The organism is Kribbella sp. NPDC058693, from assembly GCF_042715335.1.
Taxonomy (GTDB): domain Bacteria; phylum Actinomycetota; class Actinomycetes; order Propionibacteriales; family Kribbellaceae; genus Kribbella; species Kribbella jiaozuonensis.
In genome coordinates, this window is the sequence record NZ_JBHXSQ010000001.1 from 1,040,971 (window position 1) to 1,065,622 (window position 24,652).

Here is a 24,652-nt window from a genome sequence, read left to right on the forward strand (position 1 = left end):
GATCGCAACAGCGGCGAGAGTCTCGTGATTCGGCTGTGTAGCGGAGTCGTACTAGAGTGACGCGGTGCTGTCGGACTGATCGCCCCGACCGCCGGAAGTGCCATCGTGGTTGCACGCGACGGGGTCACCGGCGGCGGGGCGTCCGCATCTACGCCTTGACCACTTTCAGATGTCAGGCGTAAACAACAAGCATGCAGATTACCGATGGCGCCGCGGCGGCCCGGACCTTCGCCGAACTGATGGTCTCCGACGGACCTCGGCCGGAGTACGCCGAAGCCTTCGAGCCGTTCGCCCCGCTGATCGGCAGCTGGGATCTCGACGTCGCCTGGTACGACGAGACCGGCGCAATCACCCGGCAGACAAAGGGCGAATGGCATTTCGCCTGGGTGCTCGACGGGCGTGCGGTCGCGGACATCTGGATCACTCCGAGCCGCGCAGCCCGCGCCGCTGACGGCGACGGCGACGGCGAGTGGGGCCTATCGATGCGCATCTACGATCCCGAACTGCGGGCGTTCCGCTCGACCTGGATGGGTCCGAAGGCAGCGTTCGTGATGCCGTTCATCGCACGCGCGACCGCGGACACCATCACGCTCGAGTCGCAGAGCGCGAAGACCCGGTGGGAGTTCACCGGCATCACCGAGACTGGCTTCCACTGGCGCAACGAGGATGAAGATGCCGACGGCAACATCATCCTCCGGCAGACCTTCGTCGCGACCCGTCAGCGGTAGGTCGCGACCGCCGCCTCGGCCAGCTCCAACATCCGCGCCCGCAGGTCCGCCGGCTCCAGCACCTCCAGATCGCCGGCGAATCCGAGCAGCACGCCACACGCCGCCTCCTGCACCCGGAAGTGCATCCGCAGATGTGGCCACTCGTCATCCGTCGGCACGTCCCGCGCCACCTCGCCCTTCGCAAGCATCGGACTGGCGATCCGCCGGATCATCTCGACCCGCTCCGGTCGCACCCGGACCAGTACGTCGACCCCGACAGGCGTCTGGCGTTCCAGCCCCGACCGCAGCCGCTCCCACTCCGCCCGTACGTCGAGCCCCTCCGGCCGATCCGCCAACTCCTCCAGGATGTCCGCCTGCTCCACGCGCGACACCCGGTACATCCGCGCCGCCCCGCGATGCGCCGCCACGAGGTACCAGCGGCCCGCCTGTTCGACGAGCCCCCACGGATCGACCGTACGGCGTTGCACGCCCTCACTGGCCGATGCGTAGCGCAGGCGGACCCGTCGGCGCTTGACCACGGCTTGTCGCAGTACCGGCAATGCACCGGTGTCCTCGGCGTCCGCGAACCACCGTCGCCGGTCAACCACGATCGCACCGGATAGCGCGTCCGCGTCCCCTTGCAGCTCGACAGGCAACGTCGCGGACAGCTTCCCCATCGCCGAGTGCAATGCGTCCTGCAGCCCCAGCTCCTCCGACAGAGCGGCCCGCCCGGACCACGCGAACAACGCCTGCGCCTCCCGCGGTGTCAGCTCACTGACGTCGGCCCGGTACCCCGGCAGCAGCACACAGCCCCCGTTGCGCCCACGCTCGGAGTACACCGGCACACCGGCCGCGGACAACGCCTCCATGTCGCGCATGACCGTGCGCGTCGACACCTCGAGCCGCTCGGCCAGGTCGCGCGCACTCAGCCGCTCATGCCGCTGCAGCAACAGGATGATCTGCAACAACCGGTCTGCTCGCACGAATTCAGAATATGCGACAGAAGATGTCTTATATACCCCGCGAAGCTGTTGCCATGAACAACACCGATCCTCGTCCACTCTTCGTCCGAGCCCTCGACCAGACGCAGCAGCTCGTCGACACCACCGGGCCCGACACCCTCGACCTGCCGACGCCGTGCGACGAGTACGACGTCCGCACGCTGCTCGGGCACCTGCTGACCGTCAGCGCGCGGATCGACCTCGCCCTGAACGGCGGCGATCCGTTGACGATTCCAGTCGTCACGACCGGCGTCGACGACGTACCGGCCGCTTGGAAGGAACGCCGGGTGTCGCTCGACGAGACTCTGGCGGACAACGCCGTACTAGGACGGGTCTGCACGCTGCCGTGGGGGACGTTGCCCGGCGCGGCCGCCATCGCCGCCTACACCGGTGAACTCGCCACGCACGCATGGGATCTGGCGAAGGCAACCGGTCGGCTCGACCAGCTGGACCAGGACATTGCGGCACACGTGCTGCCGATGGTCCGCCAGTTCGTCCCGGCCGATGTGCGTGGCGGGCATGTGCCGTTCGGTCCCGTCGTACCAGTGGCTGACGACGCCTCGCCGTACGACCAGCTGGCCGGCTGGCAGGGTCGTCGGCCCTAGGCGATCCCGCCGTTCAGCGTCAGGCCGCCATCGATCGTGATGGTCTGGCCGGTGATCCACGACGCCTCGTCGGACAGCAGGAACCACACCAGCGAGGCGACGTCCTCCGGCTGGCCCAGCCGGCCCAGCGGGTACGTCGACGCGACCTTCTCCTCACGCCCTTCGTAGAGCGCTCCGGCGAACTTGGTCTTGACCACCGCCGGAGCCACGGCGTTGACCCGGATCTCCGGAGCCAGCTCGACGGCCAGCTCCTGGGTGATCCGGGACAGCATCGCCTTGGTCGCGCCGTACCACCCGATGCCCGGCGACGGGCCTAGACCGGCCACCGAGGACAGGTTGACCACGGCCCCGCCGTGGGCGCGCATCCACGCGTCCCGGCAGGCCTTCACCCACGAGATCGCGGCCAGCACATTGGTGTCGACCATCTTGGCCGCGACGCCCTGATCGACGTCGAGCAGCTTCCCGTAGATCGGATTGATGCCGGCGTTGTTCACCAGCAGATCCACCGACCCGTACGTCGCCACCGCCGCGGCAACCACCGCGCCGCGATGTGCGGGATCGGCCGCGTTGCCCGCGATCGCCAGTGCGTGCTGACGACCGCCAAGCAACTTCACGGCCTCGTCGAGCGTCTCCTGGGTGCGGCCGGTGATGACTACCCGCGCGCCGTCGGCCACCAGCCGCTGCGCGACCGCCAGCCCGATCCCACGAGAGGCTCCGGTGACGATCGCCGTACGGTTCTCCAGCGTCATCAGCTGAGACGCTCGAGCACGACCGCCATACCCTGACCGCCGCCGACGCACATGGCCTCGAGACCGAACTGCTTGTCCTCGAACTGCAGACCGTTCACCAGCGTGGTCATGATCCGCGCACCGGTCGACCCGAACGGGTGGCCGAGCGCGATCGCACCGCCGTGCACGTTCAGCTTGTCCTCGTCGATCCCGAGCTCGCGCGCCGAACCGATCACCTGGACCGCGAACGCCTCGTTGATCTCGACCAGGTCGATGTCGTTGATGCTCATCCCGGCCCGGGCCAGCGCCTGCTTCGACGCCTCGACCGGACCCAGGCCCATGATCTCCGGCGACAGACCGCTCACCCCGGTCGACACGATCCGCGCCAACGGAGTCAGGCCGAGCTCGCGGGCCTTGGTGTCGCTCATGATCACGACCGCCGCGGCGCCGTCGTTCAACGGGCAGCAGTTGCCGGCCGTGACCGTGCCGTCGGGACGGAACACCGGCTTCAGCCCACTCACACCCTCGAGCGTGGTCCCCGCCCGCGGGCCGTCGTCCTTGCTCACGACAGTCCCGTCCGGCAGCGTCACCGGGACGATCTCGCGTTCGAAGAACCCGTTGCCGATCGCCTTCTCGGCCAGGTTCTGTGACCGTACGCCGAACACGTCCTGCTCGGCCCGGGTGATCCCGCGCAGCGTCGCGACGTTCTCCGCGGTCTGCCCCATCGCGATGTAGATGTCCGGGATCTGCCCGTCCTCGCGCGGGTCGTGCCAGGTGTCGTTGGTCTCGGCGTACTTCTCGGTCCGCGCGACCGCGTCGGTGAAGACCTGGTCGAACGAGCTCGGGTCGCCGACCCCGGCCGAGCCGAAGTTCTTGTACCGCGACACGCACTCGACGCCGGCGCTGACGAAGATGTCGCCCTCACCGGACTTGATCGCGTGGAAGGCCATCCGCGCGGTCTGCGTCGACGACGCGCAGAATCGGTTCACCGTGGTCGCCGGCGTGTTGTCCCAGCCGAGCTGCACCGCGACCCGGCGGGCCATGTTGCCGCCGTGCTCGTCGTGCGGCTCCGCGCAACCGAGCGCGAGATCCTCGATCTGGTCCCCGGTCAGCCCGACCTTGTCGACCGCCGCCTTGATCATCTGTACGGCGAGATCATCCGGCCGGATCGTGGTCAGCGACCCCTTGTACGCGCGACCGATCGGCGAGCGCGCCGTCGACACGATGACTGCTTCAGGCATTTCCGGTCGTCCTTCCTACAGGCCGAGGTCGCGGCCGATGAGTTCCTTCATGATCTCGTTCGACCCGGCCCAGATCTTGGTGACGCGCGCGTCCCGCCAGGCACGGGCCACCCGGTACTCGTTCATGTACCCGTAGCCGCCGTGCAGCTGGACGCACGCATCCAGTACCTCGTTCTGCACGTGGGCGCTCCACCACTTGGTCTTCGCGGCGTCCACCGCGGTCAGCCGGTCTTCGTCGTGCGCGACCACGCCGTTGTCGACGTACGCCTGCGTGACCTCGACCTTGGTGACCAGCTCGGCGATCAGGAACTTGTTGTACTGGAACGAGCCGACGGACTGGCCGAAGGCCTTGCGCTGCTTCACGTACTCGATCGTCTCGTCGAGGATCTGGGTCGCGTGCGCGATGTTCGACACCGCGGCGCCGATCCGCTCCTGGGCCAGCCGCTCCATCATGTGGATGAAGCCGCGGTCGAGTTCGCCGAGTACGTTGTCGTCGCTGATGAACAGGTCCTCGAAGAACAGTTCCGACGTACCCGACTCGGTCTGGCCGACCTTGTCGAGCTTACGGCCGCGGGCGAAGCCCTCCATGCCCTCCTCGACCACGAACAGCGTGATGCCCTTCGCGCCCTTCTCCGGGTTGGTGCGGGCCGCGACGATCACCAGGTCGGCCATGTCGCCGTTCGTGATGAAGGTCTTCGAGCCATTCAGCACCCAGCCGCCGTCGGCCTTCTTCGCGGTCGTCTTCAGCGCGGCGAGGTCGGAGCCGCCCGACGGCTCGGTCATGCCGATCGCGGCGACGTACTCACCGGAGCAGAACTTGGGCAGCCAGCGCTGCTTCTGCTCCTCGGTGCCGAGGTCGACGAAGTACGGCGCGGCGCAGTCGTAGTGGATGCCGAAGCAGCTCGACAGCGACGCGGAGACCTTCGAGACCTCCTCGGCGAAGACCTGGTTGAAGCGGTAGTCGCCGACGCTCGAACCGCCGTACTCCTCCGGCACGTCGAGCCCGAGGAAGCCCTGCTTACCGGCCTCCAGCCAGGCGGCGCGATCGATCGTCTTCTCTTCGAGGAACTGCTCCATCCGCGGCACCAGCGAGCGGTCGCAGTACTCCTTCGCACTGGCCCGGAATGCGTGGTGGTCCTCGTTGAAGATGACGCGATCCATGCGGCCTCCCCGAAATCTGAGATCAGTGGCTAAGCGCTTGCTTAGCTTCACGCGTTTGGTGCAAGGTGTCAACGTGTCCGCAGTCACGAGTCCCCTGGTCTGGGAGCATGTCCAGCCGGCCGCCGCGCGCCGGCTGCTGACCGGCGCCGTCGATGCCTTCGCCGAGCGCGGCTACCAGGCCACGACGACCCGCGACATCGCGTCCCGCGCCGGGATGAGTCCGGCCGCGCTGTACGTGCACTACCCATCCAAGGAACGCCTGCTGTTCGAGATCAGCCTGTACGGCCACAACGCGGCGCTGGAGGTACTGCGCTCCGCCGACGCCGGCCCGACCCCCGCGGACCGGCTCCGCTCTCTGGTCTCCGCCTTCACGGCCTGGCACGCCGAGCACCACACGATCGCCCGCGTGGTCCAGTACGAACTGGCCGCTCTCTCCCCCGAACACCTCGCCGAGGTCGCGACGATCCGCCGCGCCATCTCCCAGCAGATCGAACAGGTCCTCACCGACGGCATGGCAGCCGGCGACTTCGCCGTGAGCGACGTACCCGGCACGACCCTCGCCGTACTGTCGCTCTCCATCGACGTGGCTCGCTGGTACACACCGCACCGCGGTGACCCCGAGGCGCTCGGCAAGCTGTACGCCGACCTCGCCCACCGGATGGTCCAGGCATGACGAAGCCCCGCATCCACCTGGATGCGGGGCTTGAGTCGTGGTGCGTCAGGCCTGCAGAGCAGCCTGGACGTCGAGGTGGATGTCCACCTTGTCGCCGATCAGCAGCTTGCCACCCTCGAGCGGGACGTTGAAGTCGATGCCCCACTCCTTGCGGCTGATCGAGGTGGAGGCCTCGAAGCCGATGATGGTCTGGCCGTAGGCGTTCTGGTCGACGCCGAGGAACTCGACGCCGAGCTCGACCGGCTTGGTGACGTTCTTGATGGTCAGCTCGCCGGCGAGGATGTAGTCGTCACCCTCGGGCTTGATCGCGGTGCTGACGAAGGTCATCTTCGGGCTGTTCTCGGCGTCGAAGAAGTCGCCGGACTTCAGGTGCCCGTCGCGCTGCTCGTTCCGGGTGTGCACGGAACCGAGCTCGATGGAGACGTTCGCGCCGGACTCCTCGATGGTGTCCTTGACGGTGATCTCGCCACTGAACTCCTGGAAGGTGCCACGGACCTTGGTCATCAGGTGCCGGACGGTGAAGCCGATCTCGGTGTGCGCGGTGTCGAGGGCGTACGTACCGGCGACCAGGCCGGGGATGGTGCTGGTCAGGGTGCCGGTGGTGGTGTCGCTCATGGGGTCCTCTCGGGAAGGTGTACGTACTGGTCGGGGGCGACGCAGCCGGGTCTATAGTTAAAACTTCAACCGATGGCTACGACAGTAGGCAGTAACGGTTTAAAAGTCAACTACATTCCCGGTACACTGTTCCCGTGACGACGATGGAGACTGGGACTCGGTGGCTCAGCCCCGAGCAGCAGGTGGCGTGGCGTGCGTACCTGCTGGGCACCGCACGCCTGATGGCCAAACTGGACGACGACCTGCGCCGATTCGGTCTCGGCATCAACGACTACGAGATCCTGGTCCGGCTGTCGGAGTCCCCCGACCGGCGGCTCCGGATGGCGGACCTGGCCGACCGGCTGCACCAGAGCCGGTCGCGCCTGACCCACACGGTCGGCCGCCTCGAGGCAGCCGACCTGGTCCGCCGTACGTCGTGCACCAGCGACAAGCGCGGCGTCTGGGCCGAGCTGACCGAGGCCGGATTCTCGCTGCTGGAGCAGGCCGCGCCGTACCACGTCGAGGGCGTCCGGGAGAACCTGGTCGACCTCGCCAGCCCCGAGGACTTCGCCGCGGTCGGCCGGGTGTTCGACTCGGTGTCGGAGCACATCGGCCAGCGCTAGCCGATCTCCAGGGAGAGCTCGTCCCGGTCGGCGCCGCGGTACGCGAGCATCGAGTCGCGCATCCGGCGCTTGACCGGCGGCAGGTGGTTGACGGTACGCATCGCCGTACGCATGCCGGCCAGCGCAACCCGGCCGATCACGGGCTTGTGCACCGGGTCGGACGACGTCATCTGCCCACGCGACTTGATCACGGCGTCGAAGCCGTACTCGATCATCTTCGCCTCGTAGTCCTGCACCGCCGGGATCAACTCCCGGCGACCATCGCGTACGTCGATCAGCGCGCGGCAGAGGTTCACGGCGTCGCGGAGCGCGGTGTTCGCACCGACGCCGCGGCCCGGCGTCATGGTGTGAATCGCATCACCCAGCAGCGTCACGTTCGTGGTCTTCCACGGCTCGAGCGGGACCGACGTCCAGATGTTCACCGGGAAGCACGTGCCCGGATCGGTCAGCTCGAACAGCCGGCGCAGGTTCGGATGCCAGCCCGGGGTGACATCCAGCGCGACCTTGACGAGCTCCTCGCCGCTCAGCTCCATGATGTTCGCGGGCAGCTTGTCCTTGGTCGCGGACAGGCCCCAGTTGATGTAGTCGCGGGTGTTGTCGAACTGCAGTCCCGGCCACTTCCGGATGAGCTCCTCGGTGTTGCCGCCGATCCCGCTCTTCACGTGACCGTCGCGGTCCCACTGGAACTCCATCACGTGCAGGATGCAGGCGAAGCCGCGCGGCGCGGTGACGATCGAGATGCCCTCGAAGACCTTCGGCGACACCAGCTTGGCGCTCTCCGCGGTGATCGGCAGCTTGCCCGCGATCGCGATGATCCCGGTCTCCTCGGTCTTCGCCTGCGGCAGGTACTGACGCCGTACCCGCGATCCTGAACCGTCAGCGGCAACGAGCAGGTCGCCGGTGGCGCTCGTGCCGTCGGCGAAGTACGCCGTGACCTGGTCGCCGTGCTGCTCGAAGCGGGTGAACTCCTTGCCGAACTCGACGACATCGTCCAGCCCAGTCAGCAGCACCTGGCGCAGCGTCATCCGGCTGATCGACTTCTCGCTCTCGACCGGGTCCGTCGACGCCGGGATCTCCATCGACAGGACCTCCTTGAGGTCCTCGGTGAGCATGTTGAAGTACTTCGGGTCGCGCGCCTTCGTGGCCACGAAGGTGTCGTACAGCTCCTTCGGCAGCAGCGCATGCAGCGCGCGACTGCCGTCCGGGTCGATCCCGACCCGGTACCCGTGCAGGCCGTCGGTCCGGAGCGCGTCCCGCTCGAACACGGTCACGCCGATCCCGGCCCGCTTCAGGCCGTGCGCCAGCGCCAGGCCGCCGGTCCCGCCGCCGATCACCAATACCTTCATTTTCTCTCGTCCCTTCAAGTATCTTGATGATACGAGTATCTTGGAGATCCGAGAGAAATGCAAGCCCTATGCTGAGGCGGACCATGACCAGTACTCGTGAAGAGCTCGCCGGCCAGATCCAGGAGCGGATGATCCGTTTCATCGCCGGCGCGGTTCTGTACAACCACGCGGTGTCGGCGAAGGTGGGCCTGGGCGCCAGCGACTCGCAGTTCATGACGCTGCTGCAGACGTACGGACCGCTCACGCCACGCCAACTCGCCGAACACACCGGTCTGACGTCCGGGACGATCACCGGCGTCATCGACCGGCTCGAGTCGCACGGCTTCGTCACCCGCCAGGCCGATCCGGGCGACCGGCGCAAGGTCGTCGTCACGCCGAAGCTGGAGACGATCCAGGAGAAACTCGTCCCGCTGTACGCCGAACAGGGCGCGCGCATGCAGGAGGTCCTGGCGACCCGGACCGTCGACGAACTCGAGGTGATCTCGCGGTTCCTCGCCGACTCGATCGACAACGCTGTAGCCCCGAGCTAAAGACTTTGAGACCGCTCGCGCGTTTCGGGACGCTTGCGCCGTGACGGATATTCACGAAGACGGCCGGGCCGGCATCGACGCGAACCTGGTACGGCGACTGATCGCGCAGCAGTTCCCGCAATGGGCCGACCTGCCGGTGACGCCGGTCAAGGTCGACGGCTGGGACAACCGGACGTACCGGCTGGGCACCGATCTGACCGCGCGCCTGCCAACGGGTCCGGCGTACGTGCCGGCCGTCGACAAGGAGCATCAGTGGTTGCCGGTGCTCGCGCCGTACCTGCCTGTGGAGATCCCGACCGCGATCGCCAAGGGAGCTCCGGGTGAGGGGTATCCGCATCCGTGGGCGATCCGGCGCTGGATCGACGGGCGGACGGCGTCGGCTGAGACGGTGACCGATCTGCCGGCCTTCGCGGAGGCGATCGCGGAGTTCATCCACGCACTGCAGGGCATCGATGCGACCGGCGGACCGCTCGCCGGCGAGCACAGCTTCTATCGCGGCGCCTCCCTGCAGCACTACCACGACGAGACGGTCGAGGCGCTCGCCGTACTGAAGGATCGCATCGACGCAGACCTCGCGGGTGAGGTGTGGGATGCCGCCCTGGCGTCCACCTGGGACCGGCCGCCGGTGTGGTTCCACGGCGATATCGCTTACGGAAACCTGTTGGTGCAGGAGGGCCGGCTGACCGCCGTCATCGACTTCGGTACATCGGGCGTCGGCGATCCGGCCTGTGATCTGGTGATCGCCTACACGTTCTTCTCCGGCCCGTCCCGCGAGGCCTTCCGGTCGGCGGTCGCCCAGGACGCGGGAATGTGGGCACGAGCCCGCGGCTGGGCGCTGTGGAAGGCGCTGATCACCTCAGACCTCCCGGTCGTGCAGACCGTCCTGGACGACTACGTCACACAAACGCGCTGACGCCTTCGTACTCCCCCACCGGCGCGACGCCGACGGTCTCGTACTCGAGCAACATGAGTCCGCTCGGCGTCGCCTCGTGCTTCGCCAACTTCAGACCCGCAGTGCCGCCCGGCTGCTCGAACAGCCGTCTGCCGTCTCCGATGACCGTCGGCGCAACCACCAGTCGTACGAGATCCACCAGCCCGGCCCCCAGTAGCGCACTCCCCAGCCGGGCACTCCCGTGCATCTGCAACTCACCACCGGGCCGCGCCTTCAGCTCTTCAACACCTTCGAAAGAACTCAGCACAGTCGTCGGCTGCCAATCACCTTCACTGATCGTCCGGCTGACGACGTACTTCGGCAGCGAGTTCATCCGCTCGGTGAACGGATCGTCGGGGTCGGTGATCTGCGGCCAGTCCCGGGCAAACGCCTCATAGGTTCGGCGGCCCAGCAACAACCCGTCGGCTCGCTGCAGCCAGTCGGACGTCTGCTTCACGAACGCCTCGTCGATGAACGGCACCAACCATCCGCCACGCGTGAACCCGTCGCTCGTGTCCTCGGTCGGCGAACCCGGCCCCTGGCTCACCCCGTCGAGCGTCACGAACTCCGTCAGTACGAGCTTCATCGGTTCTCCCTCTCGGCCAGCGCTGCCAGCTGCTTCGTGACCGTGCCCCACCCGTCGGCGAATCCCAGCGCCTCATGCTGAGCGCGGGCAGCCGACGTACCGTGGCGCACGATGATCCGGTAGTCCGTGCCCTCCGGATGCTCCGCGAGCGTCACCTCGGCCGTCATCAGGAACGGTTCAGGGCTGGCCGGACGCCACCTGCTGTCGATGGCATTCGTGAACACCAGCCGCTCGATCTCCTCGACCACCAGGAAACTCGCGTCGAGATGCGGTACGAACTGCGCCCCGTCCTCGCTGAGCTGCGTCACCATCGCGCCGCCAGGACGAACCTCGAGCCGCTCGACCCGGCACACCGCCGGCTCCGGCACCCACCAGCGCGCGAACTTCGCCGGATCGGTCCAGGCGTTCCAGACGGTCGCCCGCGGCGCCCGGATCACGCGCTCGACGGTGAGATCAAGCTCGGGATCAATCATGACTCTTCCTCCTGGGATTCGGTGACGAGGCGTTCCAGCCGATCGGTGCGGTCCGTCCAGATCCGGCGCTGTTCGGCGAGCCAGTCGTCGACCAGCGCCAGCCGCTCGCGATTCAGCACGCAGGTGCGCACCCGGCCGACCTTGACCGTGCGGATCAGCCCGTTCGACTCGAGCGTCCGGACGTGCTTCATGAACGACGGCAGCGTGATCGGGAAGTCGGCCGCGAGCTCGCCCACGCTGGTCGGCCCGCGCCCGAGCCGCCGGATCACACTGCGCCGGGTCGGATCAGCGAGCGCGACGAACACACCGTCCACGTCAGCCGAATACTGTGCCATGAGGCTAAGTATTGCTCCTGCCGATACTTAGCGCAAGGGCTAACTATCAGGAAGCACGAAGGACCCCGCCTCCGATCCGGAAGCGGGGTCCTTCGACAGCTTGCTCAGTCGCGGGTGAGCTTGCGGTGGGTGACGCGGTGCGGACGAGCCGCCTCCGGGCCGAGCCGCTCGACCTTGTTCGCCTCGTACGACGCGAAGTTGCCCTCGAACCAGAACCACTTGGCCGGGTCCTCGTCGGTGCCTTCCCAGGCGAGGATGTGGGTCGCCACACGGTCCAGGAACCAACGGTCGTGGGACACGACCACCGCACAGCCCGGGAACTCCAGCAGCGCATCCTCCAGCGACTGCAGGGTCTCGACGTCCAGGTCGTTGGTCGGCTCGTCGAGCAGCAGCAGGTTGCCGCCCATCTTCAGCGTCAGCGCCAGGTTCAGCCGGTTGCGCTCACCGCCGGACAGTACGCCGGTGGGCTTCTGCTGGTCCGGGCCCTTGAAGCCGAACGACGCGACGTACGCGCGGCTCGGCATCTCGAAGTGCGCGACCTTGATGAAGTCGAGCTCGTCGGACACCTGCTGCCAGACGGTCTTCTTCGGATCCAGACCGCCGCGCGACTGGTCGACGTACGAGATCTTGACCGTTTCGCCCAGCTTCAGACTGCCGGCGTCCGGCTGCTCCTCGCCGACGATCATCCGGAACAGCGTCGACTTGCCGACGCCGTTCGGACCGACGATGCCGACGATGCCGGCGCGCGGGAGGCTGAAGCTCAGGCCGTCGATCAGCTTGCGGTCGCCGAAGCCCTTCTCCAGCTTGCTGACCTCGAGCACCGTGCTGCCCAGGCGCGGACCCGGCGGGATGTTGATCTCGTCGATGTCCAGCTTCTTGGCGCGCTCGGCCTCGGCCGCCAGCTCCTCGTACCGCTGCAGACGCGCCTTGCTCTTGGACTGCCGGCCCTTCGCGTTGGACCGGACCCAGTCGAGCTCGCGCTCCAGGATCTTCTGCCGCTTCGCGTCCTTCTGCCCCTCGACGACCAGCCGCGCCTTCTTGGTCTCCAGGTACTTCGAGTAGTTGCCCTCGTAGCCGTACGTCCGGCCGCGGTCGAGCTCGAGGATCCACTCGGCGACGTTGTCCAGGAAGTACCGGTCGTGGGTGATCGCCATGACGGCGCCCGGGTACTTCTGCAGGTGCTGCTCCAGCCACTGCACGGACTCGGCGTCCAGGTGGTTGGTGGGCTCGTCAAGCAGGAGGAGATCGGGCTGCTGCAGCAGGAGCTTGCAGAGCGCGACCCGGCGACGCTCGCCACCGGAGAGCTTGTCGACGATCGCGTCCGGCGGCGGGCAACGCAGTGCGTCCATCGCCTGCTCCAGCTGGGCGTCGATGTCCCAGGCGTTGCGGTGGTCGAGCTCGGTCTGCAGGTCACCCATCTCGGCCAGCAGCGTGTCGTAGTCGGCGTCCGGGTCGGCCAGCTCGGCAGAGATCTCGTTGAAACGATCGAGTTTCTGCTTGGTGTCGCCGACCCCTTCCTGCACGTTCTCCAGCACGGTCTTGCCCTCGGTCAACGGCGGCTCCTGCAGCAGGATCCCGACCGTCGCCCCTTCCGCCAGCCGCGCCTCGCCGTTGGAGGGCTGGTCGAGCCCCGCCATGATCTTGAACAGCGAGGACTTACCGGTGCCGTTGGGCCCGACCACGCCGATCTTCGCGCCGGTGAGGAAGTTCAAGGTGACGTTGTCGAGAACGACCTTGTCACCGTGCGCCTTCCGGACGTTGCGAAGCGTGTAGATGAATTCCGCCATACGTAGAGCCTATGTGCTTTCTCCACAGGCACGAATTCGGGCGTCTCACCAAGCCGCGAACAGTGCATCTTCTCTGCCGACAAGGCAACCCGCACCGAAGGGACGGCAACGCGATGAGCGTCGGCGACACATACGTGACAGTTCAGGGCTGGGTCGGCAGCGACCCCGACTTCAAGGAGGTCGGGCAGCAACCGCACGCCACCTTCCGGGTCGGCTCGACCCCACGCCAGTTCGACCGGACCAGCCAGCGGTTCGTCGACAAACCGACGACCTGGTTCACAGTGGACTGCTGGCGAATCCTGGCGCAGAACGCATTCGAATCGATCCGCACCGGCCAGCCCGTCATCGTCACCGGCCGGCTTCGCACGCACGAGTGGACCAACGACACGGGCGAGCAGGTCAGCAAGGTGATCCTCGAAGCGTTCTCCGTCGGCCACGACCTCAGCCGAGGTACCGCGACCTTCACCAAGAACGCCCCTCGCGCCGAGGCCGCGTTCGACAGCCCCGCGCTCGCTCCACACCCCACGCCGACCGAGACCACCGCGACGCCCTACCCCGCCGACGAGTACCCGGTCACACCGCTCCCCTTGTCGGCGGAGGCGGCATGATTATCTCACCCTTGACTTATATAAGCGCCGCCCGGCATTCTGAGGTCCATCCCAGCAGCCGAGCAGGAGAGGGAATCACCTGTGATCGACATCCTCGAGCACATCAATGCGGTCCAACGCGAGGTCAGCCGCACCGGCGAGACCGTGACGGTGCTGATGCGCCGCTCGTACCAGGCCGAGCCGGCGGAGGTGTGGGACGCCCTCACGGACCCCGACCGGATGAAGCGCTGGTTCATGCCCGTCTCCGGCAACCTCGAGGTCGGTGGCACCTTCCAGCTGGAGGGCAACGCCGGCGGCGAGATCCTGGAGTGCGAGCCGCCCAAGCGATTCAAGGTGACCTTTGGTGGTCCCAACAGTCTCCTCGAGCTCCGGTTGCTGCCCGGAGCGGACGCCTCGACCGAGCTGGAGCTCGAGCACTCGATGAGCGAAGCTCCGGCGCCCGGCGGCGCGGGCGCGCTCTGGGTCGGTCCGGGCTGGGACGGCGGTCTGCTCGGCCTCGGGCTCTACGTCACAGGCGAGCTCCCGGAGGACACCGATCCGGCCGAGATGGCCAACTCCGCCGAGGTGATCAGCTACAACGAGCAGTCGGTCCGGGCCTGGATCGAAGCGATCCGCGCCTCCGGCACGACGACGGAGGAAGACCTGACCTCCGCGGCCAAGATCTCGATGTCCCAGTACGCCCCCGACGCAGAGCTCTGACCGCTGCTGTCCGCCGTGGCGCGCGCAAACTCTTGCGCGTGCCCCGGCGGCAGCTCGACTATCGGTCCGGCAGACGCCTAGCCGCGGGCGGCGGCGAGGCTGTCGCGGCAGGTCGTGTACGCCGTGAGCTCGTCGCGGGCCGGCGCAACTACGTGGCTGTCGGCAACTTTCTCGAGCTCGGTCCGCAGCGCCTTCGCCACCTGACGGGACCGCCGCAGCGCTCCGTTGGTCGCGAACACCCGACAGACGAAGGAGAGCGCGAGCCCCAGGACGGCACCACCGACCAGCATGATCCAGGCGTACGGGATGCCGTTCCACTCCGGCAGCGGCGGGTCGTTCAGATCAGCGATCCGCGCCACCAGCAAGGCGATCAGCCACGCGGCACCGCCGAGCGTCACCAGGAACAGCACCCACTGCACGATCCGCGCGAAGCTCCACCAGCCCGGATTGTTGGTGACACCAAGGTCCGTCCGAGCAACCGCCTGGTCGAGCTCGTCGCCCAGCGACTCCTCGCGCCGACGGATCGCCGAACGCACCGAGTCTGCCCACGGACGCGACAGACCTTCCGCGGCCTTGTTCGTGATCGTGCGGACGGCGGCATCCATCCGCGCCCGCTGCACAGGAGTTGCCGCAGGCAACGAAGAGCGCGCGATCGCGACCTCGCTCGATGCCGACTTGCGCAACGCCTTCCCCTGCTCGCGCGACACCTGGTCGCCATGCAGCCGCCGCAACGGATCCGGACGGAAACGCCCGAGCCACTTGGTCAACGGCCATCCCGTAGCAGCACGGGCACGCTGCAGGTACGAGCGACGCACTGCGTCCGCAACCACCGACAGGCCGCTCGCGTCAGACAACGCGTCGACGAGTTCGGTGACGTCGGCCTCGGCGATCTCCGGCGTCTTCGCGTTCCCGCACTGGCTTGCCATCCGGTCCGCGACGCGGTCGACATCCGCGGAGAGGCGCTCGCGCGCGGAACGCTTGTTGCTGACCCGCTTCACCAGCAGGCCGCGCACCTCTTCGAGTCCGTCGCCACTGACAGCCGACGTTGCGACGACCGTCGGCGACTTGAGACCGTCCGCCTTGAGCAGCCGATCCAGGTCGTCGAGGCAGCTCTTCCGCTGCTCCGGCGTCAGCTTGTCGATGTGGTTCAGCGCAAACACCATCACCCCGGAATGCGAGGCGAACGGTTTGATGTACCGGTTGTGCAGCGCCGCATCGGCGTACTTCTGCGGATCCACCACCCACACGAGCAGGTCGACCAGCTCCACGAGCCGGTCGACGATCAGGCGGTGCTCGACCTCGGTCGAGTCGTGGTCGGGAAGGTCCAGCAGGACCAGCCCGTCCAGGTCCTCGGAGTGGGCCTCCTCGAGCGAGCTGCGATGCTGCACCTGGTGCCGGCGCGGGATCCCCAGCCAGCTCAGCACCTCACCGGCCGGCTCGTCACCCCAGACACAGGCAAGCGGCATCGAGCTCGTCGGCCGACGCGTTCCGATCGCGGCCAGGTCGAGCCCGGTCAGCGCGTTGAACAACGACGACTTGCCGGAGCCGGTCGCACCTGCGAGCGCGACGACCGTGAGGTCGCCGGACATGCGCAGGCGTTGTCCGGCCCGGTCGACGATCTGCGTCGCCTCGGTGAGCACCACCGGGTCGAGCCGGCCGTCGCCGGCCTTCGCGGCCACCTCGATGGCATCGATCTTCTTCAGGACATCGGTTTCGCCCCGGACCGGGGTCTCGACCGTATCCACTGTTTCCGTCACGTGCAGTCCTCCACCGCGCGCGCGGCCTCCGTCAGTAGCCTGGCCGTCTCGGCGTCGACCGGATGCTGGTCAAGGACAGCCAGATAGCGGGCGAATTCGGCATCCATCAGTGCATGAACCTTACCGTCAAGGTCCTCGCGTGCCTTATCGACCATGCCCTGAACTGCCTTGTCGCCGAAAACTGCTTCCAGCAGCCGCTGCCCGACAACCGCGCTGCCCGCGCCGGCGCTCGCCTCGGCCCCCTTCGGGATCCCGGTTTCGCGGGCGAAAACCACCACCATCAGGGAGAGGCCGAGCCCATTCATGCCGTACTCGAGGATGCGTGCCGTCGACTTCTTGGCGCCGCCTTCCTTACGAATCACGTCGAGCACGAACTCCTGCCACTCCCGGACCGCGCGCGCCGCAGCATCCGGGAACTCCGGCGACAACGCGCCGAGCGAGCTCTCCGGGTCGTCCTCGGCGAGCTGAGCGTCGCCGGCAGCAAGCAGTTGGCGACCGGGGGCGGTTGCCTGCCAGGCCTTCTCGGCACGTTCCGCGGCGGCTGTCGCGTGCTCGCGCAACAACGACTCCAGCCCGGACTGGATCGCGTCGCTCACATCGCGCGTTTCCGCCGGCTTGTTGCCGAGCGACGTCTTCAGACGATCGCGCAGCCGACCCGCGTTGGACTGCAGCCCCTTCAGAAGCTCGCCAGTGCCGACGAACTCCTGCCAGCGGGCGAGGACCTCGCCTCGCAGCAGCGTTCCGTCCTGGCTCGCCTTGGCGATGTCCTTCACGCCCTGGTCGTACGCCGACTCGACCGACGACCGCAGCTCGATCGCGGTGTCCGACTGTGCCTTGACAGCCTCCGCGAACGGTGGCGTCGTCTTCACCATCGCACTGACGGCACCCTGCAGGGTACGGCGAACCACGCCTGCGCGCGCCTCGGCGTCGGCGGCCAGGTCGACCAGCCAGTCCTTGATCGAGGCAACCGAAGACTGCGGCAACATTCCGTTGCCATCGACAACGGTCTCCTGGATGGAGAACAGCGGCGAATCGCCGAGTCCGCGCTCGAGCAGCATCTGCGCGAGGTGCCCGGTGATGTCGTCGATCGTCTCGCTCGGAGCCCGGTCGAGCACGACCGCTACCGCAGTACTGCGATCCGATGCGGTCTGCAGGAACTCCCACGGGACAGCGTCGGAGTACCGCGCCGCCGTCGTGACGAACAGCCAGAGGTCGGCGGCCGCGAGCAGCTGGGTCGCCAGGTCACGGTTCGCCTCGACCACGGAGTCGATGTCCGGCGCGTCCAGGATCGCGAGCCCGCGCGGAACGGTGTCAGCGGCAACCAACCGCAGCTGCCCCGCATCCTCCATGCCACCCGGCTCGTCCGAACTCGTCCGCGCCATCCCCGGCAGCACCCGGTCACCCACGAACCAGTCCGCATCCGCCGGGTGATGAATCAGCACCGGCGAGCGAGTAGTAGGCCGCAACACACCAGGCTCGCTGACAACCTTGCCGATGACGGTGTTGACCAGCGTGGACTTCCCGGCCCCGGTCGATCCACCAACGACCGCCAGCACGGGCGCCTCAAGCTGCACCAGCCGAGGCAACAGGTAGTCATCCAGCTGGTCCAACATCGCCTTCTGCTGCTGCCGAGCCTCGTCAGCCCCCACAACCTCCAGCGGCAACCGACTCCCCGCCAAAACACCCCGCAACTTCATCAACGCAGTAATCAAAGCCATAGCAGCCTGCTCAGCCGCCAACCGCTCCGCCAACTGCGCCGCCGTCAGCTCCTCTTCCCCCTCACCCGCAGCATCAGAATCCCCAGCCGACTCATCACCGGCATCCCCGCCAGCTACTCCATCGCCAGCCGCTGGGTCCTCAGATGCACCAGCCGACTCATCACCGCCACCATCACCCGAGCCGGCATCACCCTCACCCGCCGAGTCAGCAGCCCCATCCCCCGCACCGTCAGCCCCATCCGCCAACTCACCCGCGGCACCACCATCTACCGCCCCAGCGTCACCAGCGGATCCATCCGCAACATCATCCGAGGACTCATCGGCAGAGTCAGCCGCCGCATCCCCGCCACCATCAGCCGCCGCGCCCCCGCCACCATCAGCCGCCGCGCCCCCGCCACTATTAGCCGCCGCGTCCTCGCCACCATCTGGCGCCGCGTCGACAGCCCCATCGACTGCCTGCTCAGCCGCCTCATCAGACGTACCGCCCACCGCGGCCTGGTCTGCAGCTTCATCACCCAAGTCATCAGGTGTGCCATCCGCACCAGCAACCGCCCCGTCAACCACATCGGCCGCCGCCCCGCCAGCAGAGTGCCGCCCGCTCGCACCAGCAGCACCATCATCCGCGGACTCTTCAGCCTCACCGACCGTCTCGTCCGCCGCGCCGTCCCCAGCACCCGCGTCCTCCGCAGCACCAGCCTCGCCCGAGCCGCCGTCCACCGACTCGCCCACAGCGTCGTCAGTCGACCCGTCCGAGCCCTCGTCCGCCGACCCGTCCGAGCCTTCGTCCGCCGGCTCAGGTCCGGTGTCGCCCGTCAGCTCATCTGCGCCGTCGTTCACGGACTCGCCCAGGACGTCGCCCGTCGCCTCGTCGGCGCCGCCGGTCTCCGCCGCATGCACGCCGTCGTTGGTGTTATCTGCCGAACTCGGCGCAGCTTCCTCCGCGTCCTCGTCCGCGACGTCATCCGCCGACTGGACGCCATCTGCCGACTGACCGCCAGACTCGTCTGCCGCCGCATTCGCCAGCTCACCCTCGCCGCCGTCCGCCTCGCCGGCCCCGTCGCCCAATTCTCCGGTGCCGTCCGCCTCGCCCGTGGCGTCGGACGCGTCGTTCGCGGACTCATCTGCGGTCTCGTCGGCGGACCCGGCGTACGCCGCTCCAGAGTCCGCATGCTCCGCTGGGCCTTCTGCAGCACCATCAGATTGGGTGCCTGCGGCTTCTTGAGTGGCGTTCTCCGCCTGCTTGGGGAGCCCAATGATGATGTTGCCGTACTCGAGCGGAAAGCCGTCAGGCGACTCGTCCGGCTCGTACACGACACCCACCCGCGGCCGCTCCTCCGCAGTCACATCAGGTACGTCGGCACCTTCCGGACGCGATCCCGCCGCGCCACCGTCCCGCCCCGCGCTGCCATCAACGCCGTCCGCGCCACCTCCACCGGCCCGCAAGGCACCCTCGCCGCCCTCTGCCGGCCCCTCGCCGCCTTCTGCGGTGTCCTCACCGGCCCGCGCGGCGTGCTCACGCGCCTGCGCGGTGCCCTCACCGTCCTGGTCGGCGCGCTCACCAGCCAGCGCGGTGCCCCCACCGGCCTGTGCGGTGACCTCAGCCTGTGCGGCGCCTTCGGCAACCTGTGCGTTGTCTTCGCCAGCTGGTGCGCCGTCCTCGGATGCCTGTCCCGCGCCGTCACCGGCGTGCTCAGCTGCCTGCGCGGCGCCGTCACCAGGCTGTGCCTCGGGGTGCTCGGCGTGCGACGGGTCGGTCGAGGTAGACGGGTCACTGGCGTTCGACCCGTCGGCGGTGGACGCGGTCTCCGCGGTTGTCGACGCGGAGTCGTCCTCGGAAGGCGCGTCAGTTGTCGCCGGCTGCTCAGAGTCCTTGGCGGGGGGCTCAGTCGCCTTGTCTGCTGTTTCTGCGGGCTTGGGGTCCCCGGAGGTGCTCACCGCTGACTCGGTCGACTCAGGGGCTGCTGACGGCTGGTCAGGCTTGGCCGCACCGTCCTCCGTCGCACGGTCCTTGGAGGCAGGTGTGACTGAACCGTCGGCCGGCTCAGGCTGTTTGGCGGGCTCGTCGGTCGTTTTCCTGAAGCGGCGGCGCCAGAAGCCTCGGGACTTGGGGGTGGACTGGGCGATGAGGTTCGCCAGCTCCTGGGCAGGCTGATCCTGGTTCGGAACCCGCGGTTCCGAACCTTCACCAGCTGCTGACCTGGTGTCAGCCACGTCGTCCGCCCACGAGCACAGAGTGCCCGGTCGGACAGCGCAGAAGCAAAGTCATCGTCATCCCCGTTTGGCGGCGTGGACGGGTGGCAGTCACTGCGGTGGTGGATACGGACCGTATCCTCCCGGCGGTCCTTGCTGACCGGGGGGTCCCGGTGGGTAACCGGACTGACCGGCTGGGTAACCGGGTTGCCCCGACGGATACCCCGGCTGAGCGGGCGGATAACCGTCCTGCGGCCGCGGGTATGCGCCTTCCCCGGCGCCACCCCCCGGCACCCCAGGACCCGGACCACCGGACACCTGCCCGGCCCCGCCAGGCCCCATTTGACCACCCGGCCCGATCGGAGCCTGCCCCATCGGACCACCCGGACCCATCGGAGCTCCCGGACCCATCTGCCCCATCGGCATCCCCGGAGCACCAGGCGGGAAGGCGCCCCCGGCGTACTGCGGAGCCGCCTGTGCGAACGCAGGCATCGGAGGGAACGGCACGCTCGGCCTCCGCTCCCGCAGCTCGTCCAGCAGCTGCTTCTCCGTTTGTAGTGCATCCGGCCCGATCACCTGGCGCACGATCTTGTCCCGCAGGTACGCCAGCTCGGTCGCGTTGTGCTGGAACGCCTTCGCGGCCGCTTCCGCCTGGGGCCCGTACCGCCGCGCGTTCTGCCGCAGCGCCTTGCGCCCTCGCAGCGTGGCTATCAGTGGAACGTCTTGTGGAACCAGCCATCCGAACCGCACATAGTCGTACAACCGGGACGCGATCATCTGTCCCTCCCGTGATCGCATCACGAGCGCGAAGACGACCAGGCAGATGAACAGCGGCACCATCAGACACAGGTAAGCGACGATGAAGCCCCCGCCACCGGCCCAGCTCGCGGATGCGTTCCAGGAGGCGTGCGCCAGTACCGCAGCCAGGTACCCGACGACCGGCGCGAGAAAACGGACCACGGTACTTCGGTGGCGTATCGCGACGCCGATCCCGATCGCGGTGAACGACGTGAAGAGTGGATGCGCGAACGGCGAGATCACGCCGCGGATGATGAACAGTGCGAACGCACCGCGCAGACCGGCATCGCTGCCGGCCTCCTCGGACAGCGTGTTGAACACGCGGCCGTAGTACAGGATGTTCTCGGTGAAGGCGAAGCCGACGCCCACCATCCCGGCGTACACGAGGCCGTCGATGATGCCGTCGAACTCCTTGCGGCGTACCAGCGCCAGCAGCAGGATCACGGAGCCCTTGGCGAACTCCTCCACCGGCGGGGCGACGAAGACCGCGGACCGGTCGCCGCCGACGCCGGTCTCGGCCAGCCGGTGCGACACCTCGGTGTTGATGAAGATGGCGGCCAGCGTGGCGATGAAGGCGCCCCAGCAGAGCGCGAAGACGATGTACCTCGTCGGCTCCGGCTCGTACCGGTCCAGCCAGAGATAGAGCGCGATGACCGGGATGACCGGGACGAACGCGAAGATCAGACCCCAGGTGAAGCCGCCCGCACCGGTCGACTTGGCCACGATGCCGAAGATCACCAGACCCGCGATCGCGAACACCACCGCGATCACGATGCCGATCAGGACGCCCTGGTTGCGGCGCTGGCCGGGGACCGGATGGCTGCCGAGCATGTTCGGCTGCGGGTACGGTCCGCCGGGCGAGTACGCCGACCCCGCCGCGGGTTGCGGCGTGCCTGCCGGGCCTGGTGAGGGGTGACTCATGCCCCGAAGCCTAGTTGGGGTGCCGATCAACCGGCAGGACCACCCACTCAGCGTTACCGGGATGGAACGACAACCCTGTACTTCGTCCCCGCTCGAACCGCGCCGATCAGGAACCCAGAGGCGGGATCACCCGCCGATCTGAGAGACTCTTCCCTGCCACGCGCCCGTAGCTCAGCTGGATAGAGCGACAGACTTCTAATCTGTGGGTCGCAGGTTCGAATCCTGCCGGGCGCGCCATTTCCGCCGCAGATCAGGCTGCTGCGTGCGCCGGATCACTCGGGTGGACGGTCAGCGGGACGACCTCGGTCTCGAGCCAGTCCGACAGCGGAAGCGACTCGAGGAGCGTCGCCAACTCCTCGTCGCTACCGGCTTGCCACAGTCCCAGAGCGGGGCCGTCACCGCGCCTCCAGAGACGGACGAGCTTGCCCTCGGCGGCGAGTTCACGGGTGCGCCGGGCCTCGCCGGCAACCTTCTCGTCGGCCAGCTCGGACGGAGTACCTTCCGGGATCGTCAATTTGAAGATGGTGAAGTACTCCGTTGCATCGGCGCGCAACGGAGTCGGCGTCTTGGGGTCATTCGGATGCGCGGTGAGCGGCATGACGTCGTCATGGCGCCAGATGCGGAGGGGCATCGAAGCCAGCACCTCCTCCAACTGCTCGGCGTCCTCAGCCTCGAACAGACCAAAGGTGCGCCACTCGCCAGGTTCCAGCGGCGGCCGCCACAGCCGAAGCAGCTGGCCCGCTGCGGCGAGCTCACGCGAGTGAGCCGCCTCTCGGCCACGCACCTCGTCGACCTCCGCCTCCGTCACGCCCTCCGGAACCTGCGTGGTCATCGTGACCAGGAACTGCATCTCGTCCTCCCGACGCTCGGCCTGCTGCGGACAACAGGATCGCACCGGCAGAGATTCCCTCAGCGACTTCCTAAGCACTTCTCAGTGTTCTCACGGAGCGGTGGTGTGGGCTGGTTCGTCTTATCTGTACTGCCAGGTGACGGAAAGGCCGGTGTGGTGGCTTCAGGAGTTGTGAGCGTCCTTCATACGACGAACGGTCTACGGGACCTGCGGTACGCCGCGGACGCCCTCGTGATCCTGGCGGGCATCCCCGGCGCCGGGAAGACCACTCTGCTCCGGCGGCTCTACCCGGTCGGCGCGGATCACGGCGGCGTACGCGTGTTCGACTCGGAGCGCTTGCGGGCTCGCTGGATGCGCGTTCTGGGTCGGGTGCCATATGCGTGGTGGCGCCCTCTCCTGCACCTCGCCTACTACGTGCGTGTGCTGACGGCCATGCGCCCGGGTCGGGGCCCGCTGGTCGTGCACGACTGCGCGACCAGGCCTTGGGTACGCCGACTGCTCGGCTGGCGGGCGCGTCGGGCCGGACTGCCCTTGCACCTCATCCTGCTCGACGTCCCCGGCGATGTGGCGCGCTCCGGCCAATGGGCCCGCGGTCGCGTCGTACGGACAGGCAGCATGGCAACGCACTGCCAGAGATGGCCCGACCTGGTCGCAAAGGCCGCTGAGGACCCGGGGTACGTCGTACCCGGGGCTCTGTCCGCTGAGGTGCTCACGCGGGCTCAGGCAAACAACGTGGCACGCATCTGCTTCAGTTGAGCCGCAGCCGGGTCAGAGTCCCCTCGTCGCCGGACGTCGTCCAGATGCTGTCGTACGCGATCAGCATGCTGCCTGCGGTGATCTGCTGGCCGTCCGGGGCGACCTGCTCGACAGCCTGGCCGGTCGACGGATCCAGCCGGGTGATGATGCCGTTGCCGGCCCGCAGCCAGACAGCGTCTGGCGTGGCGACCAGATCGCCTCCCACTCCGGCGCCGAGGCTGGGGTACTTCGCCTTGACGCTCAACCCCCGCGACAGCCGGACCAGGCCGTCGCTGGTGTCGACCCAGATGTCGGACCCACTGACGGCCGCGAGCCGCGGCGCCGGCAACGTCGTACGCGCGATCACAGACCCGTTGCCGGCATCGAGCGCGATCACGGCATTCTCGGTCGACGAGGTTGCGACGACCACCTCCCCGGCAGCAGCCAACTGAAGACAGCGCACGCCGAGCGGGTACTTCGTCACTCGCCCGGTCACCTGGTCGACAAGGTTCACGTCGGACCCGCTCAGCACCCACAACCCGCGCGCCGTCGACGGCAAGGCCAGCTGGTCGAACACCTTCCCCACGGCAACCCGCCGTACGATCCGCCTGCTCGCCGGATCGATCTTGACGACATCCGTCCCCTGGTCGGTCGTTGCGCACGCCCAGACGGCCGCCTGGTCCGTCCCGATGCCCTGGCAGTAGTCGCTCGGGTCGGAGTTCGTATCGAGCTTGAGCTCCCCGGTGGTCCGGTTGGTCGCCGGATCGATCCGTACGACACGCCCGTCGTCGGTCTTCACCCAGAGCGCTCCACCCGCCGCGGTCAGCCCGTCCGCGTTCTCGATCGCGATGACGGTCTGAGTCCGCGCGGAATAACTCGCCGTACGCGTCGGGCTCACCGAGACAGTGGCCGGTCCGGCAGGTGCCGGGTCGGCCCCGCCCGAACATCCGCCAACGACCAGAAGAAGAAGCCCCCACCCCAGAGAGGACACCCGGAATGCAGCGCCCATGGCACCAGCATGGACCCGGACGTCGTGCCTGAACAGGAATTGTCGG

The 24,652-nt window shown here is 67.9% G+C and carries 24 protein-coding genes and 1 tRNA gene; 10 read left to right on the plus strand and 15 right to left on the minus strand.

The features are described from left to right. Positions 1–191 precede the first annotated feature (191 nt). Positions 192–728 carry a hypothetical protein gene (locus ACFWUU_RS04925; RefSeq protein WP_380172784.1) on the plus strand — a complete coding sequence of 179 codons (537 nt, stop codon included), beginning with the start codon at positions 192–194 and terminating at the stop codon, positions 726–728. On the opposite strand, the gene ACFWUU_RS04930 is transcribed toward ACFWUU_RS04925, so the two are convergent. Further along, positions 719–1,690, minus strand: coding sequence for a helix-turn-helix transcriptional regulator (locus ACFWUU_RS04930; protein WP_380172786.1), 972 nt, complete (start codon positions 1,688–1,690; stop codon positions 719–721). The genes ACFWUU_RS04925 and ACFWUU_RS04930 overlap by 10 nt on opposite strands. A gap of 53 nt (positions 1,691–1,743) precedes the next feature. Here ACFWUU_RS04930 and ACFWUU_RS04935 point away from each other — a divergent pair, with 53 nt between their 5' ends. Then, positions 1,744–2,313 carry a TIGR03086 family metal-binding protein gene (locus ACFWUU_RS04935; protein ID WP_380172788.1) on the plus strand — a complete coding sequence of 190 codons (570 nt, stop codon included), beginning with the start codon at positions 1,744–1,746 and terminating at the stop codon, positions 2,311–2,313. Here the strand turns inward: ACFWUU_RS04935 and ACFWUU_RS04940 are convergent. Genes ACFWUU_RS04940 through ACFWUU_RS04950 form a run of 3 tightly spaced genes read right to left on the minus strand, consistent with a single transcriptional unit; the run spans position 2,310 to position 5,443 of the window. After that, complete coding sequence (locus ACFWUU_RS04940) at positions 2,310–3,062, minus strand: SDR family oxidoreductase (RefSeq protein WP_137253581.1); 753 nt, start codon at positions 3,060–3,062, stop codon at positions 2,310–2,312. The genes ACFWUU_RS04935 and ACFWUU_RS04940 overlap by 4 nt on opposite strands. Then, the gene (locus ACFWUU_RS04945; protein WP_380172790.1) at positions 3,062–4,282 is read right to left on the minus strand and encodes an acetyl-CoA C-acetyltransferase; all 1,221 of its coding nucleotides are present in this window, start codon (positions 4,280–4,282) and stop codon (positions 3,062–3,064) included. The genes ACFWUU_RS04940 and ACFWUU_RS04945 overlap by 1 nt, the downstream gene beginning before the upstream one ends. A 15-nt stretch (positions 4,283–4,297) precedes the next feature. Then, on the minus strand, positions 4,298–5,443 hold the full coding sequence (locus ACFWUU_RS04950) for an acyl-CoA dehydrogenase family protein (protein ID WP_137253579.1): 1,146 nt from the start codon (positions 5,441–5,443) through the stop codon (positions 4,298–4,300). 73 nt (positions 5,444–5,516) lie between these two features. On the opposite strand from ACFWUU_RS04950, the gene ACFWUU_RS04955 reads away from it, so the two are divergent. Beyond that, positions 5,517–6,116 (plus strand): TetR/AcrR family transcriptional regulator, encoded by a 600-nt coding sequence (locus ACFWUU_RS04955; RefSeq protein WP_380172792.1) that lies wholly within the window; start codon positions 5,517–5,519, stop codon positions 6,114–6,116. A 45-nt stretch (positions 6,117–6,161) separates the two neighbouring features. Here ACFWUU_RS04955 and ACFWUU_RS04960 read toward each other — a convergent pair whose 3' ends face one another. Beyond that, on the minus strand, positions 6,162–6,731 hold the full coding sequence (locus tag ACFWUU_RS04960) for a YceI family protein (protein ID WP_137253577.1): 570 nt from the start codon (positions 6,729–6,731) through the stop codon (positions 6,162–6,164). A gap of 143 nt (positions 6,732–6,874) precedes the next feature. Between ACFWUU_RS04960 and ACFWUU_RS04965 the strand changes: the two genes are divergently transcribed. Beyond that, entirely contained in the window at positions 6,875–7,333 is a 459-nt protein-coding gene (locus ACFWUU_RS04965; RefSeq protein WP_380174270.1) for a MarR family winged helix-turn-helix transcriptional regulator, read from the plus strand. Here the strand turns inward: ACFWUU_RS04965 and ACFWUU_RS04970 are convergent. Then, positions 7,330–8,679: an FAD-dependent oxidoreductase gene (locus ACFWUU_RS04970; RefSeq protein WP_380172794.1), complete on the minus strand. Its 1,350-nt coding sequence runs from the start codon at positions 8,677–8,679 to the stop codon at positions 7,330–7,332. The two genes, ACFWUU_RS04965 and ACFWUU_RS04970, sit on opposite strands and share 4 nt — an antisense overlap. Before the next feature lie 83 nt (positions 8,680–8,762). Between ACFWUU_RS04970 and ACFWUU_RS04975 the strand changes: the two genes are divergently transcribed. Beyond that, positions 8,763–9,209: a MarR family winged helix-turn-helix transcriptional regulator gene (locus ACFWUU_RS04975; protein ID WP_202877598.1), complete on the plus strand. Its 447-nt coding sequence runs from the start codon at positions 8,763–8,765 to the stop codon at positions 9,207–9,209. A 40-nt stretch (positions 9,210–9,249) separates the two neighbouring features. Then, the gene (locus ACFWUU_RS04980; RefSeq protein WP_380172796.1) at positions 9,250–10,122 is read left to right on the plus strand and encodes an aminoglycoside phosphotransferase family protein; all 873 of its coding nucleotides are present in this window, start codon (positions 9,250–9,252) and stop codon (positions 10,120–10,122) included. Here ACFWUU_RS04980 and ACFWUU_RS04985 read toward each other — a convergent pair. From ACFWUU_RS04985 to ettA, 4 genes are all read right to left on the minus strand, one after another. Continuing rightward, positions 10,106–10,726 carry a dihydrofolate reductase family protein gene (locus ACFWUU_RS04985; RefSeq protein ID WP_380172798.1) on the minus strand — a complete coding sequence of 207 codons (621 nt, stop codon included), beginning with the start codon at positions 10,724–10,726 and terminating at the stop codon, positions 10,106–10,108. The two genes, ACFWUU_RS04980 and ACFWUU_RS04985, sit on opposite strands and share 17 nt — an antisense overlap. Then, positions 10,723–11,199 (minus strand): SRPBCC domain-containing protein, encoded by a 477-nt coding sequence (locus ACFWUU_RS04990; protein WP_380172800.1) that lies wholly within the window; start codon positions 11,197–11,199, stop codon positions 10,723–10,725. The genes ACFWUU_RS04985 and ACFWUU_RS04990 overlap by 4 nt, the downstream gene beginning before the upstream one ends. Beyond that, positions 11,196–11,534: a helix-turn-helix transcriptional regulator gene (locus ACFWUU_RS04995; RefSeq protein ID WP_134096904.1), complete on the minus strand. Its 339-nt coding sequence runs from the start codon at positions 11,532–11,534 to the stop codon at positions 11,196–11,198. The genes ACFWUU_RS04990 and ACFWUU_RS04995 overlap by 4 nt, the downstream gene beginning before the upstream one ends. 104 nt (positions 11,535–11,638) lie before the next feature. Beyond that, complete coding sequence (ettA, locus tag ACFWUU_RS05000) at positions 11,639–13,321, minus strand: energy-dependent translational throttle protein EttA (protein WP_137253573.1); 1,683 nt, start codon at positions 13,319–13,321, stop codon at positions 11,639–11,641. A 113-nt stretch (positions 13,322–13,434) separates the two neighbouring features. On the opposite strand from ettA, the gene ACFWUU_RS05005 reads away from it, so the two are divergent. Both ACFWUU_RS05005 and ACFWUU_RS05010 read left to right on the plus strand, forming a co-directional pair. Further along, complete coding sequence (locus ACFWUU_RS05005) at positions 13,435–13,929, plus strand: single-stranded DNA-binding protein (RefSeq protein WP_380172802.1); 495 nt, start codon at positions 13,435–13,437, stop codon at positions 13,927–13,929. An 81-nt stretch (positions 13,930–14,010) separates the two neighbouring features. After that, positions 14,011–14,628 (plus strand): SRPBCC family protein, encoded by a 618-nt coding sequence (locus ACFWUU_RS05010; protein ID WP_380172804.1) that lies wholly within the window; start codon positions 14,011–14,013, stop codon positions 14,626–14,628. Positions 14,629–14,705: 77 nt separating this feature from the next. On the opposite strand, the gene ACFWUU_RS05015 is transcribed toward ACFWUU_RS05010, so the two are convergent. The 3 genes from ACFWUU_RS05015 to ACFWUU_RS05025 form a co-directional block, all read right to left on the minus strand. Beyond that, a complete protein-coding gene (locus ACFWUU_RS05015) occupies positions 14,706–16,385 on the minus strand; it encodes a GTPase (RefSeq protein WP_380172806.1) in 1,680 nt (559 codons plus the stop codon). Then, positions 16,382–20,038, minus strand: coding sequence for an AAA family ATPase (locus ACFWUU_RS05020; RefSeq protein ID WP_380172808.1), 3,657 nt, complete (start codon positions 20,036–20,038; stop codon positions 16,382–16,384). The genes ACFWUU_RS05015 and ACFWUU_RS05020 overlap by 4 nt, the downstream gene beginning before the upstream one ends. 366 nt (positions 20,039–20,404) lie before the next feature. Next, positions 20,405–22,012 (minus strand): PrsW family intramembrane metalloprotease, encoded by a 1,608-nt coding sequence (locus ACFWUU_RS05025; RefSeq protein WP_380172809.1) that lies wholly within the window; start codon positions 22,010–22,012, stop codon positions 20,405–20,407. A gap of 160 nt (positions 22,013–22,172) precedes the next feature. Between ACFWUU_RS05025 and ACFWUU_RS05030 the strand changes: the two genes are divergently transcribed. Further along, positions 22,173–22,249: transfer RNA gene (locus ACFWUU_RS05030), tRNA-Arg, on the plus strand. A gap of 13 nt (positions 22,250–22,262) precedes the next feature. Here the strand turns inward: ACFWUU_RS05030 and ACFWUU_RS05035 are convergent. Continuing rightward, positions 22,263–22,862 (minus strand): muconolactone Delta-isomerase family protein, encoded by a 600-nt coding sequence (locus ACFWUU_RS05035; RefSeq protein ID WP_380172811.1) that lies wholly within the window; start codon positions 22,860–22,862, stop codon positions 22,263–22,265. A 171-nt stretch (positions 22,863–23,033) separates the two neighbouring features. Here ACFWUU_RS05035 and ACFWUU_RS05040 point away from each other — a divergent pair, with 171 nt between their 5' ends. After that, complete coding sequence (locus ACFWUU_RS05040) at positions 23,034–23,618, plus strand: AAA family ATPase (RefSeq protein WP_380172813.1); 585 nt, start codon at positions 23,034–23,036, stop codon at positions 23,616–23,618. On the opposite strand, the gene ACFWUU_RS05045 is transcribed toward ACFWUU_RS05040, so the two are convergent. Continuing rightward, positions 23,611–24,495, minus strand: coding sequence for a hypothetical protein (locus ACFWUU_RS05045; protein WP_380172815.1), 885 nt, complete (start codon positions 24,493–24,495; stop codon positions 23,611–23,613). The genes ACFWUU_RS05040 and ACFWUU_RS05045 overlap by 8 nt on opposite strands. Between the last annotated feature and the right edge of the window lie 157 nt (positions 24,496–24,652).